The sequence below is a fragment of the Sphingobacterium corticis genome, assembly GCF_042684745.1.
GTDB classification, from domain to species: domain Bacteria; phylum Bacteroidota; class Bacteroidia; order Sphingobacteriales; family Sphingobacteriaceae; genus Sphingobacterium; species Sphingobacterium corticis.
This window is the reverse complement of sequence record NZ_JBHUMA010000004.1, coordinates 1,054,457-1,070,336: the sequence shown is the minus strand read 5'-3', so window position 1 is coordinate 1,070,336 and position 15,880 is coordinate 1,054,457. Positions and strand designations below refer to the sequence as shown.

Sequence of the window (15,880 nt, the reverse complement as noted above, 5' to 3'; positions counted from 1 at the left end):
TCCAATAAAACAAAACGTTTAATTTAAAAAACAACGATTCCTTTGCTCCGTGTAGAGCAAAAGAATCGTATCAAGAAGTTTCTTATTTCTTCTTGTGTCTATTTTTTCTTAAACGTTTTTTACGCTTGTGAGTAGCCATTTTGTGTCTTTTTCTTTTCTTTCCGCTTGGCATAGCTTAATGTTTTTAATGATTATAAAATAATATGTTAATTACTTGCTCAATTCCTCAATCCTACGATCGATGAACTGGGATAGAGTCGGGTCTGCAGCCATCTCCTTACTTTTTTGAAAAGCAGCAATAGCTTCATTCTTCAACCCAATATTTTCATAGCTTGTCGCTAGATAAAAATACGATTCTGCATCGGGTTTAATCTCGATGACTGTTAAAAAGCGTTCGATAGCACGATCGAACTGACGCGACTGCATAGAGAACGCGCCCAATGTTTTGTTCGCTTCCAAGTTCTTCGGATCCGCCGCGATTACTTCGCGCAAAATTGCGATTCCGGCCATTGGATTGTTTGTTCCCGTAACCATTGCAGCGCCTAATCCGGTTTTCGCATCTAAACTTGTTCCATCTAGGTCAACCGCTTGTTGAAATGCGTTGATCGCCATACGATTCAATTCAGTAGCCAACACCGTGTCTTGAAGATTTGTGTATGCTTTGCGGTAATTCTGCCCAGCTTGCAACCAATATTCAAACTTCGGCGTAGTGTTCGCCATTTCCTCGTAAACGAATCCTTGCGGAGCGAATTTCGCTAAATCGTCCCATTTGTCGGCAATCTGTTGCAAAATTGCAATACGATCTGCACCTTCCGAATCAGGCAATTTGCTTTCCAACTCCGTGATTTCCGCGGCGAGGCTGTTGTTAATCCCTTGTTTCGACATGGCAGAAACGTCCGCCATCGTGAACTTCGGCATCCCAGCACCTTCGGTAGTTTCGGCCACTTGGGGCTCCGTTACTAAACCTTTGATAGGCTGTGCCAACAGGAAGCCCATCACTAGGACTACTGCCAGCACAACCACTATCTGTATCTGTTTAGTACTTTTCAAGCTAAATTATTTCTTGTTTCCGCTTTTTACTTTCTCAACAAACACTTTGGCAGGTTTGAAGCTAGGAACAAAATGTTCCGGGATGATGATAGCCGTATTTTTAGAAATGTTACGCGCTGTTTTCTCCGCTCTCTTCTTTACCACGAAACTACCAAAACCTCTTACGTACACGTTCTCACCACCTACCATGGCACCTTTTACTACTTTGAAGAATGCTTCTACCGTTTCCTGAACATCTACTTTCTCTAAACCTGTCTTGTTTGAGATTTCTGCGATGATTTCTGCTTTAGTCATATTGTGTTATATACTGAATTTTCGTTACAACCCCAAGGCGCACAGCACTTTGGGGACGCAAAGGTATCGCTTTATATTGATGTTTAAAAATAAATGTCGTTTTTTAACGAGGTGAATTTCACCAATCTGTTCGTTCGACAATACCTGCAAACAACGCCTCCTCTTAAAAAGGAATCGCAAAGATAAAATTTTATATCTGTATATCAAACAGTTGTTTCGCTTTGCTACAGGTCGATTTTCTCCAAAAAGAAAGATTCACTCATCGCGAAGAAATACCTGCATTAATATAAAATTGTAAATTTAAAATCTAGGGGATGAAAATATAGGATCAATTCATCAATCAATGCGTCGCCATGTTTTACGTACAGCGTTGCAAAATTTTCAGAGCGCTCTTGCAATCCTCCGCCCGGAAACAACCGATCTTTCACTCGCTCAATTTGTATTAACCCATCCTGATGATTTCTTTTATCCGACTTTAATAGCTTCTTTTCTAAATTGTTGATCGCCTTTTTTAATCGAGCTTTAACCGCTTCCGTACTTGGCCCGAGACTCGGATCAATTTTGTGCGTACGCAGCTTCATTTTGCCGAAGATAGCATTGAGCTCCATCCATTCATCCCGCAGCGTTAAGCGATGTTTCGTATAGCGACGAACATATTCGTTCTTCAAATTATCCAACGGTCTGAAAATACTTTTCAGCGTTAGATCCAAACGAAAGATTTTCCCAACGGTTGTATCGTCGGTAACAATTGCAGAATTTCTGGGAATAAGAATGGGAAATGGTACTTCAAATTGATCGAAATTTGCCTTTAACTGCAGCCAATATACAATCTCTGCACCTCCACCTACATACGCTAAATTCGGCAAAATTATTTCTTGATAAAGCGGTCGCATGACCACATTTGGACTAAAACGCTCCGGATGTTCGGCTATCTCGGCTTTGATTTCGGATTCCGTGAAGAAGATATTCTGATGCAAAACCTCGAAATTTCCATCTTCCGTGCGCACTAAGCGCTCTCGAAATTCATCTGTTAGATAGAAAAAATTGATTTCGCGCGCGTTCACTTGCGTCGCGTAGCCAGCTGAATTCAACGCCGCGGACGTTTTTTCGATCGCTTGAAAACTACGCTCCTGCAATATATCTTGCTCGATGTAAGGAGCGAAATACGTCTTTAATTCCGGACGATCGGCATCTAGGATTAGCAAAGCGTAATCTTTAAAAAGCCCATGCACCAACGTGCGTGTAGCATCTGCCAAAGACAAATTCTTTAGGTAAGCCGATTCTACCAATTCTGCCAATTCTTTCGAAAAACCGGATAATCCCAACATACCGACATATTGCCGAACCACTTCTGCCATATCATCTGTTGGCATTCGACCCGTAGCAGCAATAGCCGAGCGATCCCAACTGACTTTCTTGCCATGAACACGTGTGTGATTGATCTCTGCGAAATCGTGATCTTCAGTAGCCATCCAGTACACCGGTACAAAATGCTGGTCTGGGTATGCCTTTTTCAAATCCTGCGCCAACCGAATCGCTGATACAATCTTGAAAATAAAATAAAGTGGACCAGTGAACACATTAAGTTGGTGGCCGGTAACCACTGTAAATGCATTGGGTTGAGCCAAAGCATTTATTTGTTCAGCGACCAAAGGTGCGTCTTCCAATAATCCAGCATATTGCTGATTTAACACTTCAACAAGTGTTTGCCGTTGCTCCGAGCTAAAGGAAGATTTTTCTTGAATTTGCTTTTGAAAGCTTTCTATTGTCGGTCGATGACCGTAAAATGGAGCCAGCTCCGCATCGCCATCTAAATACGCCAATAATGTTTTAGAAAAACTGTTGGTATCTCTATAATCGATGTATGTAGCTTTCATTTACTTCCCAAAAATTTACGATGCACAAAAGTAGCGCATTTGACTTTGTATTGATGGAACTCAAGAAGATTTGACAAAGATATGAAAGGGCCAGCCTGTAGTCCTTGCCTAACTATCTCACCAATGTACCGTACAAATCGAAATCTTCTGCGCGATCTATGTGAACTTGTACGAAATCACCAATTCTCGCATATTCCGATGTGGCATCAATAAGTACCTCGTTATCCACTTCTGGTGAATCGTATTCGGTACGACCAACAAAGTAATCGCCATCTTTTTTATCGATCACCACTTTGTATTCTTGGCCGATCTTATCTTGATTTTTATCGAAAGAAATTTCTTGTTGAATTTCCATGATTTGCTCTACCCGAGATTCTTTCACCTCCTCTGGCACATCGTCCACTAAGGTATGAGCGTGTGTTTTCTCTTCATGCGAATAGGTAAAACAACCTAAACGATCGAATCGTGTATCTTCTACCCAGCGCGCCATTTCTTCGAAATCCGCTTCCGTTTCGCCCGGATATCCACAAATTAAAGTTGTTCTAAGCGCAATATCAGGGACTTTGTCGCGAATTTTATTCACTAAATCGACTGTTTTTTGCTTATCGATTCCGCGACGCATAGATTTCAACATATTATCTGTGATATGTTGCAAAGGCATATCCAAATAATTACAGATATTGCTTCGCTCATTCATCACATCCAGAATATCCATCGGAAATCCGGACGGATATGCATATTGCAAACGAATCCAATCGATGCCATTGACATCAGAAAGATGGCGCAGCAAATCGGACAAGTTACGCTTACCGTAAATATCCAACCCGTAGTATGTCAAATCCTGCGCGATAAGAATTAATTCTTTCGTGCCGTTAGAAGCTAAGAATTTTGCTTCCTTCACCAAATCATCAATGGATTTGGAAACATGTTTTCCGCGCATCAGAGGAATTGCACAGAAAGAACAAGGACGATTACAACCTTCAGCAATTTTAAAATAAGAGAAATGTGAGGGCGTGGTCAGCAAACGTTCCCCAACCAATTCATGCCGATAGTCGGCACCGATTGTCGACAACAATTCGGGCAAATCGTTTGTTCCGAAATATGCGTCTACATTGCTAATCTCTGCTTGTAGTTCGGGCTTATAGCGCTCCGAAAGACAACCAGTAACAATTACTTTGTTGACCTTACCTTGATCTTTTAGTTCGGAGAATTGTAAGATAGTATCGATAGATTCCTGCTTGGCATTATCAATAAATCCGCAAGTATTGATCACCACAATATCATCCGCTTGGATGTTGGATGATTCGTGTACGACTTCCATGCGATTGCCTTTCAATTGCCCCATCAACACCTCACTATCATGGATGTTTTTAGAACAACCAAGCGTCACCACATTTACTCTTGGTTTCTTAATGCTCGGACTAACTTTAATATCTTTCGTTCTCATACTATCTCTCTGCTATCACCGCACATCGCTTAAAATTAGAACAACGTACTAATGATGATACATTTTATTCAGAAACTCCGTTACTTGAATAAGGAGTCTACAAAATCTTTTTTGTGAAACAACTGCAGGTCGCCGATCTTTTCACCAACGCCGATATATTTCACTGGAATTTTAAATTGGTCGGAAATACCAATTACGACGCCACCCTTCGCAGTACCGTCGAGCTTCGTCAATGCTAGTGCATTCACGTCCGTTGCTTCCGTAAATTGCTTACATTGCTCAATGGCGTTTTGCCCAGTCGAAGCATCCAAAACCAACAAAATCTCATGTGGAGCACCTGGAATAACCTTTTGCATCACGTTCTTGATTTTTGTTAGCTCGTTCATCAACCCAACCTTATTGTGCAAGCGTCCAGCGGTATCTATAATTGCCACATCATCACCGTTGGAAACCGCAGATTTCACGGTGTCGAATGCTACGGATGCTGGGTCTGAACCCATCGGTTGTGCAACAACCCGCACATCGACGCGCTCACCCCAAAGTTTGATCTGATCTACCGCAGCTGCGCGAAACGTATCTGCCGCACCCAACACCACCTTATTACCTGCTTCTTTTAATTGGTGGGCTAACTTTCCGATTGTTGTAGTTTTTCCAACACCATTCACGCCAACCACCATAATAACATACGGTTTATGGTCTCCGTATTCTAAGCGCTCAAAATCGTTGCTGTTATTTTCTGCTAATAGCGATTGAATTTCATCGCGCAATAATCCATTCAGATCATCGGTGCTAACATATTTGTCTTTCGCTACACGTTTTTGAATGCGCTCTACGATTTTTAAGGTAGTTGTTACGCCCACATCCGACGTCACCAGAACTTCTTCCAGATTATCCAACACATCATCATCAATGGTCGATTTCCCAACAACAGCTTTCGTAATTTTGGAAAGAAATCCATCTTTGGTTTTTTCCAAACCTTTATCCAGCGCTTCGTGAGCCTCTGGTGTTTCTTGCTTTTTCTTGAAAAAATCGAATAAACCCATTTTGAAATACGTTTGTGCTATTAGTGATCTTTCTGCTACCGTTTTCTTCTCCATCACACATTGGCGCAGCAAAGCCAAATATACTAAAAAAGCCCTTTTGGCAAGGACCAAAACGGCTATGAATCTTTTAAAAGGATAATCCTAAAAAAGTAAGGCGCAATGCTTATTTAGAAGCTGATGCAACAACCTCTTTCACTTTGTCATTGTGCACCATACTCTCTTTGAAAGTATATGCTCCAGTTTTTGCAGACTTAGCTGTAAGAATTACTTTGGTAAATTCTTTACCACCACCTTTTTGTAACGATGCAACTGCTTTCTTTGCCATGGTATGTTATATTTTATGCGACCCAGCTATGCCACGAAGAACGCGTATAGCTGCGAACACAGATTCTTACTTAATTTCTTTGTGAACGGTTACTTTTCTCAATACAGGGTTGAATTTTTTCAACTCTAAACGCTCTGTAGTGTTCTTTTTGTTTTTAGTCGTGATGTAACGAGACATTCCTGGCATACCAGTTTCTTTGTGCTCTGTACATTCTAGAATAACTTGTACTCTATTTCCCTTTTTAGCCATTTTCTTATGCTTTATTTAGACCCTCACGGGCTTGAAATTTCTAATAAATATTGACTTCTGATACAACAGGCTGTATAACAGTATCTGCTATACGTATCCTTTTTTAATGAATTTATCGATAACCGCTGTAATACCGTTTTTGTTGATTGTCTTGATAGCAGCAGTAGATACTTTCAATGTAATCCAACGATCTTCTTCAGGAATGTAGAAACGTTTAGTTTGTAAGTTAGGGTAAAATTTACGCTTTGTTTTAACGTTTGAGTGAGAAACGTTATTCCCTTTCAATGCAGCTTTGCCTGTTAAATCACAAATTCTTGACATGATATCTGATTTTTAATGTTGTATTTTATTCAATACTCTCTTTTCAAAGAGTTTGCAAATATCTAAATTTCTTTTCGGATATACAATACAACTTAGCAATATTTTTTGTTAAAATAAAGAGAATACGACGCCTATATCTCATTTTGGCACGTGATATGCAAGGTAAGAAGCGACCGAGTACAGATAAAGCCAAACCAGAAATGTTTCATTTAGCTGTACAAAACCGACACAAATTAACGTAATTTGTACGATAGTGTGGGTCGAATCGGCAACGTATAGTTTTCAACAATCCACAACATGAACAAACATTTACTACGCGGCTTGACGCTTTTAATTATCGGAGCAATAACTACGACCTACAGCCTCAATCTAATGCAGGCAGACAGTAATTTTTATAAAGTTATTATGACTGCTGGCGTTTTGTGCTTTGGAGGAGGCGTAATTATGACCATGAACAGCTTGTTTCGCAAGATTGACCGCAGTACGCTGCAGCGGTATCGCCGCGATCAGCAAAGAATTAAATAAGAAAAACGATGGTGCTTCGCACGCAGGGTTTAGCCCTAAAAATAACCCCGTATGCAGAAACCAGCATTGTAGCACAAATCTATACGTTGGATTATGGCTTGCAATCCTATTTAATTCAAGGCGCTAAAAATCCCAAGTCAAAAATCCCGGTTTCGATATTACAACCTTTTCATTTGTTGGATATGGTTGTTTATCATAAAAACAACAGCCAACTTCAACGCATCAAAGAAGCTAGGCAATACCCACTATTACGACAACTACCATTCGATATTCTTAAGAGCTCGATTTCACAATTTTTAAATGAGGTGCTTTATAAGGTGCTTCGTCATCAGGAAGCAGATGCTGCCGTTTTTTCCTTCGTAGCAGATTCCATCCAGTGGTTGGATCAAACTACAGCTAAGTTGGGCAACTTTCATTTGGTTTTTCTAATCAACTTGAGTCGATATTTGGGCTTTTATCCCATTCAATCCGACAAACCTTATTTAGATCTTGCAGAAGGGATTTTTACGAATATCATGCCGACTCATGCGCACGTTTTGGTGGAACCAAACACGAGCATGTTTCGCGCGCTGATGCAATGCACTTACGAAAACATGTCGAACGTAGCACTTTCTAAACAAGATCGGCGCTATCTTCTGGAGAAAACTTTGGACCTTTACCGATTGCACACCGAAAATTTCGGTGAAGTACGCTCATTGGAGATTTTAGAAGAAATCTTTGCTTAAGCTTCTACCTGAAACGTACAAAAGCCCGAGATCAATGATCTCGGGCTTTTCCACAATAAATATATATTTAAATCTATTCGTAGTCTTAAATAAGTTTTACATTTACCGCGTTTAGCCCTTTACGGCCTTGCTCTACTTCGTAAGATACGTGGTCGTTCTCACGGACTTTGTCTACCAAACCAGAAACGTGAACGAAAATTTCGCTCTCTCCTGAATTTGGAATAATGAAACCGAAACCTTTGGTTTCATTAAAGAATTTTACTGTTCCTTCTTGCATTGTGTATTAATGTTATTGTCCCATAAAGATATTGATAATTATCCAATATCTTTGGAATTATTTTAATTCATCTTAAACTAAAATAAAAATATAACGTCTTTTCTGTAACAACACATGAGTTTTTGACGTACACTATCTAAAAGACAAACACATGAAAAAAATCATTTACCTTATCGCCCTAATTGGAATAGTTTCTATCGGCCATGCACAAAACGTTTCCGTCGACCAAGCAAGAAGAGTGTCCACTAAAGGTTATGCGGAAAAAGAGGTAACGCCAGATATTATTTATCTTTCTGTTTCCCTCCGCGAATACTACGTAGATGGCAACACGAAAAAGAAAGTGGCTATTGAGACCTTAGAGAAGCAACTATTCGACGCGGCACTTAAAAATGGTGTGAAGCAAGAAGATTTGACCATCCAAAATATTTATAGCTACAACTACGAAACGAAGAAAAACAAGAATCAGGAATTATTGCAGGCACGCCAGTACCGTATCAAGGTAACGGATCTTTCCAAATTGAACAGCTTGTTTGACGAAGTTGATCCGCGCGGAATGCAAAGCACCTCAATTAGCGAGTACGACCATTCGCAAAAGCGTCAGATTGAGCGCGAATTGAAAACCGAAGCAGTAAAAGATGCACGCACGAATGCGGAAGTTTTGGCAACTGCTGACGGTCAAACTATAGGAAAAGCACTTTTGATTAACGATAACAGCTCGTTTAGCTGGAATGATGTCATGCCTACTGGACGCGTTTACGCGATGAGTGCAAAATTTGCCGATGCAGAAATGGCCGACGAAAGCAGTAACATCAATATATCTATCCGTCCGATTAAATTGGTCGCAAACGTAGACGCCGTTTTCGAATTGAAAGGCAACTAAATAACCATGAGTAAAACAAGAATTTTTGCATTGGTCGGGATAGTCATCATGGTGGTGGCTTTCCTGACCAATCCTAGTCGCGAACGCCACGAAGAAATATTACGCGCAAAGGCGGAAGAATTGCTAACTGCCCAACTTAATTACGAGCAAAAAGATGCTGTAGAATTGGGCATGATGCTGTTTGGGAATCGTGTTATCAACGAATTCATCGAGAACAATGTCAAAATTGATAACTATTATTTGTTTACAATTACGCGCATTCGTTGGGAAAATCAAGAGCATACCATTGGTGGGGGCGCTTTCGGAATGGTTTGGCTTAGCCCAAAAATTGATGAAGAAGCCAACAAAATCATCCAAACGTTACAAACCCTTTAATGCTTCTCGATATATTATACCAAGACGAGCATCTTATTGCCGTTAATAAACCGCATGGGCTGCTAGTACATCGTTCCCCCATCGCTAGTGATGCTAGCGAATTTGCTTTACAAATCCTGCGCGAGCAGATCGGACAAATGGTTCATCCAGCACATCGATTGGACCGCAAAACCGGCGGGGTCCTTTTGTTCAGCCTGAGTAGAGATATGGATGGTTTAATCCAACCGATGTTTGCCAACCGACAAATGGATAAGCAATATTTGGCTGTGCTTCGCGGCCACGCCGATCCGACAGGAACGATCGATTATCCGTTAAAAAAAGAAAACGGCGTAATGCAAGATGCCATAACGCATTATACAACACTAGGATTATCGGAAATCGATTTGCCATTCGGCAAACACCCTACATCGCGCTATAGTCTCATTCAAGCTGCTCCTGAAACAGGAAGAATGCATCAATTGCGCCGACATTTTGCTCATATCCTCCACCCAATCATCGGCGACCGCCCGCACGGTTGCAACAAGCAAAATAAGTTGTGGAAAGAAACGTTTAAAATGGATACAATGATGTTGCATGCTAGCTCATTGTCCTTCGTACATCCTATTTCTAACAAAGAAATTTACATCGAAGCACCGTTGCAGGGGGAATTTAAGCGCGTGTTGTCGATTTTAAATCTTAATCATCCTGAGTAATGAATTTTGTTCTAGAATTCTTTGTTTTGATAACTGGAATTGGCGCTGCTTCCGGTTTGCACTTGAAAGATGAGCAGTTATTTTTGATTTCCGATGACAGCAATTACCTGTACGAATATCATATCGAATCAAAAGACCTATCAAAGCATCTATTGGTCGGTATGAAAGTTAATGAAGGGGTCTCCAACAAGGAAAAATTGGATTTAGAGGCAATAACCTACTATCAAGATGTTTACTTTCTTTTCTCTTCTGGATCAAAGTCAAACCGCAACAAATCCTTTAATGCCATCATCGAGAATCGTCCTCAAGTAAACCAAATGGATATGACTGATGGATACGCACATTTTCGCAAGCAACTTGGTATAGCTTCTGAAGATTTCAATGTGGAAGGCGCGCTATTCTATCAAGACACTTTATTGCTATTCAACCGTGGGAACGGTCCTGAAGCACGCAACGGAATTATTAAAGTTCCAAAACATCAAGAAGATAAAAGCACATTTACGGCGATTGATCTACCGAAAATCGACGGAAAAGTGACCGGCTTTACCGATGCCATATTGATCGAAGACAAGATTTATTTTTTGGCAGCAGCTGAAAGTGGTGGATCAAGCTATGAAGATGGAAAAATTGGCGGTTCTCAGTTGGGAATTATCGATTTGAATACGTTTCGCGTCGAGCAAGTGCAAACCATCTCGAAAGAACACAAATTCGAAGGCATTACGTATTATCAATCCAATAGCGAAGAAATCAGCTTTCTACTTTGCGAAGATCCAGATAACGGTAGTCGAGAGAGTTCAATCTATCAATTAAAAATCAAAAAGTAATCGCGCTTTTTAATCCGTATAATTTCCCTAATTTTGGGGAAATCTGATATCCCTTCATAATATGAGTAAAAATACTGCTTTAACGGATCACCACATTGCGCTTGGTGCCAAGATGGTACCTTTTGCAGGCTTCAACATGCCTGTACAATATTCTGGTATTAACGACGAACACGAAACTGTCCGAACAAAAGTGGGTATGTTTGATGTAAGTCACATGGGTGAATTTATTTTAAAAGGCGATCAGGCTTTAGATCTTATCCAAAAGATTTCCTCGAACGATGCCTCAAAATTGTACGACGGAAAGGTGCAATATGGGTATATCCCCAACGAAACAGGCGGTGTTGTAGATGATTTCTTGACATACCGTATTGACGACAAAACCTATTTATTGGTTGTAAATGCTTCCAATATTGACAAAGACTGGGATTGGATTTCAAAATACAACACCTACGGTGTGGACATGAAAAACATTTCTGACGAAACTTCGCTTTTCGCAGTGCAAGGGCCTAAAGCAACGGATGCTTTGCAGTCGTTGACTGAAGTAGATTTGGCGCCGATGGAATATTACACGTTCGCTAAAGGCACTTTTGCTGGCGTAGAAAATGTATTGATTTCCGCCACTGGATATACTGGTGCTGGAGGTTTTGAGATCTACGTTGCGAATGAGCATGCACAGCAAGTTTGGGATGCTATTATGGAAGCTGGAGCGGAATTTGGCATAAAACCGATTGGTTTGGGTGCCCGCGATACATTGCGTTTAGAAAAAGGTTTCTGTTTGTATGGAAATGATATTGGCGACAATACGTCTCCACTAGCTGCTGGATTAGGTTGGGTAACGAAATTCACGAAAGAATTTGTGAACAGCGAAAACTTAAAAGCAGAAAAAGAAGCTGGTGTAAAACAGAAATTAGTTGGCTTTGAGATGATTGATCGTGGTATTCCACGTCATGATTACGTAATTGTCGATGCGGATGGAAATACAATTGGCCGCGTAACTTCAGGAACACAATCGCCGAGCCTGAAAAAATCGATTGGAATGGGATATGTGGATACTGCGTTCGCTAAAGAAGGTACAGAGATCTTCATCCAAATTAGAAATCAGCAAGTGAAAGCTGCGGTGAAGAAAGTTCCTTTCGTAAAATAGGCACTCTCTTTTATTATAGAAAGAAGCAGCGAAAATTTATCTTTTTCGCTGCTTCTTTGTTTTAGAACCGCTCGATTTGGATTTAGACAAATCACGATGCTCCCGCAATGTAGTCTTGCCGTACTTCTCTTGCACGTCGCGCTTTACGAACTTCAGCAATACCATTTTCAGATAAATCAATACGACAAGTAGCGCGATCGAAAGACCTAAAAACAACATGTGTCCGCTTTGGTAAGCAGCTACACCACTCATAATTAAGAGGATAATTCCTAAGTTAAGGACAACGTTTAAAATAACTTTTTTAGTCATATTGAAGGAGAATTTAGGAAATACCAAGCACTTTGCGACGAATCATGCTGAAATAAACGAATCCGCCAATTATATTCAAGAAAATAATAAAGACCGTTAAGCCCATTCTTTCGGTATTGTTGATAAATGGAGAACGAAGAATTTCGCGGATGACAAGTACGACCCAAATCATCGATATCAGCAATGAAATGCTAAACATCATGGGCGCGATTGGCAACCGAATGATAATCAATCCGATCGAAAGAATATAAAAAACCAGACTAAACAAGAAAGCTTGTTTAGTCTGGTGATGTATTTTTTGCATATGCAAATATAGGCTTTTACTACGGCCTACACTATGGGAAGATCCCTAACTCTTCATAGGCTACGCCGACTTTATTAATCGCGCATACGAATGCTGCTGTACGCAAATCTTCAATGTTTTGTTGCTTCCAAATATCCCAAACCTCTTTATAAGCGCCGATCATAGTATCTTCCAAACCTGAGTGGACTAAATCGATTTCATCTGGCCCGTGCAATAAGATCTTCTTCTCCATCTTCGACACTTTTTTATCCGTCATCGATTCGATGATATTGATAATCTCTGCATACATGTTGTCATCAAAACGCTTCTCCAAACGCCCATAACGCACATTACTCAAGTTTTTCAACCACTCAAAATAAGAAACAGTTACACCACCGGCATTCAGGTAAATATCTGGAATAATGAGCACGCCTTTTTTATTCAACACCTCATCCGCTGCCGGAGTTACCGGACCATTTGCTGCTTCACCGATGATTTTAGCTTGAATCTTATCCGCATTACCTTCATTGATCACGGCTTCCAACGCTGCCGGAATTAAAATATCACATGGATATTCCAATACTTCGCTAGATTTTTCTACGCTTTTCGCATCCTTGAAATTGAGGATCGATCCCGTTGTGGTACGGTGCGCAACTACTTCTTGTAGATCTAAACCATTTTCGTTATAAATTGCTCCTTCATATTCAATCAATCCTACAAGCGTTGCTCCAGCTTCTTGAAAGAATTTAGCTGCATGATAACCTACGTTACCAAGCCCTTGAACAATCACGCGCTTTCCTTCTATACCTACAGGCAATCCTAATCGTTGCATGTCTTCCTCCACCTTGCACGCTTCGCGAACTCCATAAAAGACGCCTAAACCAGTAGCTTCTACGCGACCGCGAACACCGCCTTGCGTGACCGGTTTACCCGTAACACAAGCGTTAGAGTATACTTCGTTTGGATTCAGTGAGCGATATGTATCTACAATCCAGGCCATTTCGCGCGCGCCTGTTCCGTAATCCGGAGCAGGAACATCTACACCAGGACCGATGAAATTTTTCTTTACTAATTCACTTGTATATCGACGTGTGATCTTCTCCAACTCATATTCCGAGTACTTCGTTGGATCAATACGAATCCCACCTTTTGCTCCACCAAATGGTACGTTCACGATCGCACATTTGTACGTCATCAAGGCCGCCAATGCCATCACCTCATCTTGATTTACTTCCATACTGTAGCGAATACCGCCTTTACATGGTGTGCGGTGATGAGAATGCTGAATTCGGTATGCTTCGATTACTTCCACATTTTCGCCAACGCGAACTGGAAACTTTACCTGCAATACAGAATTACATGCTTTGATTTGTTCTAAAATTCCTTTAGAGAATCGGGTGTATTTGGATGCCTTATCGAAGTTCTTCTCGACTCCTTTAAAAAATCCAAAATTGCTTGGTACTGTGTTACCCATAAAAATAGTTTAGAATGTGTTTATAACTGCTTTTTTGTTGTATCCAATAAAACGAGCATAAATCATGCCGCGGCACGATTAGTCCTTGAAAGAGATGACGGTGCACATCTTTATCAAGTTTGTCGCGGTAATTTTTGACATTATTTTGTTATAATAGCGAAATAAAAGATTCTTGATCATTCTCACGAAGGACATAATCAAATAACCTTAATTGACGGGCAATTACCAATCTAATTTTATGCACAAAACACAATCAGATACTTTGAAAAGCCTAAGATTCCCGTTAATTGTCGCGGTAGTTTTTATTCATTCATTTGATAATAACTTGTTGCATTTTGGTAGTCATCCGTGGTTTGCCAATGTTCAATATTTATTCTCTCAAGTCTTTGCTCGGATTGCAGTTCCTACTTTCTACTTTGTTTCCGGTTACCTATTTTTCTTTAATATTGATAATTGGACTCAGGAAATTTATCGACAAAAGCTCCAACGTAGATTGACATCATTGTTTATTCCATACATCTTTTGGATATCTTCTGCTGTATTAATTTTCTTTGTTGCACAGCAAATCCCGGCACTTCGTCCATTTTTTTCAGGAGTGAATAAACGGGTGGAAGATTACGCTATATTAGATTTTCTTCAAGCTTTTTGGGTGGTAAAGCCGTCGATCAGTCCGATCCTCTATCAATTTTGGTTTATCAGAGATCTCATAGTAATCATTTTACTCTCCCCATTGATTTACTATTTTTTGAAATACCTCAAATTCTTTGGCTTATTTATCTTATTTGCAATATGGTTTACTGCGCCACCTTACCTAATTGCCGGACTTAGTTTCCCTTGCTTATTTTTCTTCAGTCTAGGCGCTTTTTTCAGTATATATAAAATCAACGCTTTGGAGAGCTTCTATCAAATCCGACAGGTTATTTACATATATCCATTTATTGCATTTCTAGATTTTATGGTAAGAGGTTTTTACAAAAACCAATATATCCATAATACAGGAGTAGCTTTAGGAATGATTTCGTTTATTAATTTGATGTATTGGCTAACGGTAAAGAAGGAAATAAAGCCAATCGAGATACTAGCCAGCGCCAGCTTTTTTGTATTTGCATTTCATGAGCCTTGGTTATCATTGACTAAGAAATCGATAGCATATCTTGTTCGTCCAAACTCAGAAGCTGCATTTTTACTTATTTATTTTACTACGCCAATATTAGTCATTCTACTATCGCTAGCTGTGTACGTTGGTCTTAAAAAGACGTTCGCGACGTTCCTACGTATCATATCGGGCGGTCGATGAAAAGTCTGTTCAATTATATACGGAATCTAAAAACAAGCAACGCCACTTTATGAAGTGGCGTTGCTTGTTTTTCGCGGACTAATAAACGTCCAATTCTGGATCAATTTCATCTTTCCAAGCCAAAATTCCGCCTTTAAGGTTGGATAGATTTGTAAAACCTTCTTGTTCTAACAGCATAATTGCTTGTGCAGACCGTTTGCCTGAGCGACACTGTACAATTACTGTAACATCCTTCGAGATTTTATCTGCTTCGATCACGACGCCCGAAAGTGGAATATTCAAACCGTTTAGGTTTGATGTTTCGTACTCAAATGGCTCCCTTACATCAATTAATTGAAAATCCTCATTATTATCGATTTTCTGCTTTAACTCTTGTACTGTTACTTCTTTCATGCCTGATTATATTTAGTATCTGCTTGAGCAAATGGCTACAGATCTTTCATCCTAACTAGACAAGAATTGTACCATC

Annotated in this window: 21 protein-coding genes; 8 read left to right on the top strand and 13 right to left on the bottom strand. The window is 40.1% G+C overall.

Annotated elements, in window-relative coordinates; all coding sequences use genetic code 11:
• Window positions 1–210: 210 nt before the first annotated feature.
• From ACFSQ3_RS06020 to rpmB, 8 genes are all read right to left on the bottom strand, one after another.
• Window positions 211–1,050 (bottom strand): tetratricopeptide repeat protein, encoded by an 840-nt coding sequence (locus tag ACFSQ3_RS06020; protein ID WP_380868429.1) that lies wholly within the window; start codon window positions 1,048–1,050, stop codon window positions 211–213.
• A gap of 6 nt (window positions 1,051–1,056) precedes the next feature.
• Window positions 1,057–1,344, bottom strand: a complete 288-nt coding sequence (locus ACFSQ3_RS06015) for an HU family DNA-binding protein (protein WP_066755808.1) — start codon at window positions 1,342–1,344, stop codon at window positions 1,057–1,059.
• Window positions 1,345–1,625: 281 nt separating this feature from the next.
• On the bottom strand, window positions 1,626–3,221 hold the full coding sequence (gene bshC / locus ACFSQ3_RS06010) for a bacillithiol biosynthesis cysteine-adding enzyme BshC (protein WP_380868428.1): 1,596 nt from the start codon (window positions 3,219–3,221) through the stop codon (window positions 1,626–1,628).
• Between the two features lie 112 nt (window positions 3,222–3,333).
• Window positions 3,334–4,668: a 30S ribosomal protein S12 methylthiotransferase RimO gene (rimO, locus tag ACFSQ3_RS06005; RefSeq protein WP_380868426.1), complete on the bottom strand. Its 1,335-nt coding sequence runs from the start codon at window positions 4,666–4,668 to the stop codon at window positions 3,334–3,336.
• Between the two features lie 80 nt (window positions 4,669–4,748).
• A complete protein-coding gene (ftsY, locus tag ACFSQ3_RS06000) occupies window positions 4,749–5,711 on the bottom strand; it encodes a signal recognition particle-docking protein FtsY (RefSeq protein ID WP_380868483.1) in 963 nt (320 codons plus the stop codon).
• Window positions 5,712–5,874: 163 nt separating this feature from the next.
• Window positions 5,875–6,036, bottom strand: coding sequence for a DUF4295 domain-containing protein (locus tag ACFSQ3_RS05995; protein ID WP_380868424.1), 162 nt, complete (start codon window positions 6,034–6,036; stop codon window positions 5,875–5,877).
• A gap of 66 nt (window positions 6,037–6,102) precedes the next feature.
• Window positions 6,103–6,285, bottom strand: coding sequence for a 50S ribosomal protein L33 (gene rpmG / locus ACFSQ3_RS05990; protein WP_380868422.1), 183 nt, complete (start codon window positions 6,283–6,285; stop codon window positions 6,103–6,105).
• An 87-nt stretch (window positions 6,286–6,372) separates the two neighbouring features.
• Window positions 6,373–6,606: a 50S ribosomal protein L28 gene (gene rpmB / locus ACFSQ3_RS05985; protein WP_066755822.1), complete on the bottom strand. Its 234-nt coding sequence runs from the start codon at window positions 6,604–6,606 to the stop codon at window positions 6,373–6,375.
• 297 nt (window positions 6,607–6,903) lie between these two features.
• Here rpmB and ACFSQ3_RS05980 point away from each other — a divergent pair, with 297 nt between their 5' ends.
• Window positions 6,904–7,131, top strand: a complete 228-nt coding sequence (locus tag ACFSQ3_RS05980; protein ID WP_380868420.1) for a hypothetical protein — start codon at window positions 6,904–6,906, stop codon at window positions 7,129–7,131.
• An 8-nt stretch (window positions 7,132–7,139) separates the two neighbouring features.
• Window positions 7,140–7,856 (top strand): DNA repair protein RecO, encoded by a 717-nt coding sequence (gene recO / locus ACFSQ3_RS05975; RefSeq protein ID WP_380868418.1) that lies wholly within the window; start codon window positions 7,140–7,142, stop codon window positions 7,854–7,856.
• Window positions 7,857–7,941: 85 nt separating this feature from the next.
• On the opposite strand, the gene ACFSQ3_RS05970 is transcribed toward recO, so the two are convergent.
• Window positions 7,942–8,133, bottom strand: a complete 192-nt coding sequence (locus ACFSQ3_RS05970; protein WP_066755833.1) for a cold-shock protein — start codon at window positions 8,131–8,133, stop codon at window positions 7,942–7,944.
• 151 nt (window positions 8,134–8,284) lie between these two features.
• Between ACFSQ3_RS05970 and ACFSQ3_RS05965 the strand changes: the two genes are divergently transcribed.
• The 5 genes from ACFSQ3_RS05965 (at window position 8,285) to gcvT (ending at window position 12,048) form a co-directional block, all read left to right on the top strand.
• The gene (locus ACFSQ3_RS05965) at window positions 8,285–9,013 is read left to right on the top strand and encodes an SIMPL domain-containing protein (RefSeq protein WP_380868416.1); all 729 of its coding nucleotides are present in this window, start codon (window positions 8,285–8,287) and stop codon (window positions 9,011–9,013) included.
• Between the two features lie 6 nt (window positions 9,014–9,019).
• The gene (locus ACFSQ3_RS05960; RefSeq protein WP_380868414.1) at window positions 9,020–9,388 is read left to right on the top strand and encodes a hypothetical protein; all 369 of its coding nucleotides are present in this window, start codon (window positions 9,020–9,022) and stop codon (window positions 9,386–9,388) included.
• Complete coding sequence (locus ACFSQ3_RS05955) at window positions 9,388–10,080, top strand: pseudouridine synthase (RefSeq protein ID WP_380868412.1); 693 nt, start codon at window positions 9,388–9,390, stop codon at window positions 10,078–10,080. Before ACFSQ3_RS05960 ends, ACFSQ3_RS05955 begins: the two co-directional genes overlap by 1 nt.
• A complete protein-coding gene (locus ACFSQ3_RS05950) occupies window positions 10,080–10,904 on the top strand; it encodes a DUF6929 family protein (RefSeq protein WP_380868410.1) in 825 nt (274 codons plus the stop codon). Before ACFSQ3_RS05955 ends, ACFSQ3_RS05950 begins: the two co-directional genes overlap by 1 nt.
• 61 nt (window positions 10,905–10,965) lie before the next feature.
• On the top strand, window positions 10,966–12,048 hold the full coding sequence (gene gcvT, locus ACFSQ3_RS05945) for a glycine cleavage system aminomethyltransferase GcvT (protein ID WP_380868408.1): 1,083 nt from the start codon (window positions 10,966–10,968) through the stop codon (window positions 12,046–12,048).
• Window positions 12,049–12,084: 36 nt separating this feature from the next.
• Here the strand turns inward: gcvT and ACFSQ3_RS05940 are convergent, their stop codons facing one another.
• From ACFSQ3_RS05940 to ACFSQ3_RS05930, 3 genes are read right to left on the bottom strand one after another with little or no spacing between them, the layout of a single operon-like run.
• Window positions 12,085–12,357 (bottom strand): DUF6358 family protein, encoded by a 273-nt coding sequence (locus ACFSQ3_RS05940; RefSeq protein ID WP_380868406.1) that lies wholly within the window; start codon window positions 12,355–12,357, stop codon window positions 12,085–12,087.
• 13 nt (window positions 12,358–12,370) lie between these two features.
• Window positions 12,371–12,661: a hypothetical protein gene (locus ACFSQ3_RS05935; protein ID WP_380868405.1), complete on the bottom strand. Its 291-nt coding sequence runs from the start codon at window positions 12,659–12,661 to the stop codon at window positions 12,371–12,373.
• Between the two features lie 31 nt (window positions 12,662–12,692).
• The gene (locus ACFSQ3_RS05930; protein ID WP_380868403.1) at window positions 12,693–14,114 is read right to left on the bottom strand and encodes a Glu/Leu/Phe/Val family dehydrogenase; all 1,422 of its coding nucleotides are present in this window, start codon (window positions 14,112–14,114) and stop codon (window positions 12,693–12,695) included.
• Between the two features lie 262 nt (window positions 14,115–14,376).
• Here ACFSQ3_RS05930 and ACFSQ3_RS05925 point away from each other — a divergent pair, with 262 nt between their 5' ends.
• Window positions 14,377–15,411 carry an acyltransferase family protein gene (locus ACFSQ3_RS05925; RefSeq protein WP_380868401.1) on the top strand — a complete coding sequence of 345 codons (1,035 nt, stop codon included), beginning with the start codon at window positions 14,377–14,379 and terminating at the stop codon, window positions 15,409–15,411.
• Between the two features lie 78 nt (window positions 15,412–15,489).
• Here ACFSQ3_RS05925 and ACFSQ3_RS05920 read toward each other — a convergent pair whose 3' ends face one another.
• Window positions 15,490–15,804: a rhodanese-like domain-containing protein gene (locus ACFSQ3_RS05920; RefSeq protein WP_380868400.1), complete on the bottom strand. Its 315-nt coding sequence runs from the start codon at window positions 15,802–15,804 to the stop codon at window positions 15,490–15,492.
• Between the last annotated feature and the right edge of the window lie 76 nt (window positions 15,805–15,880).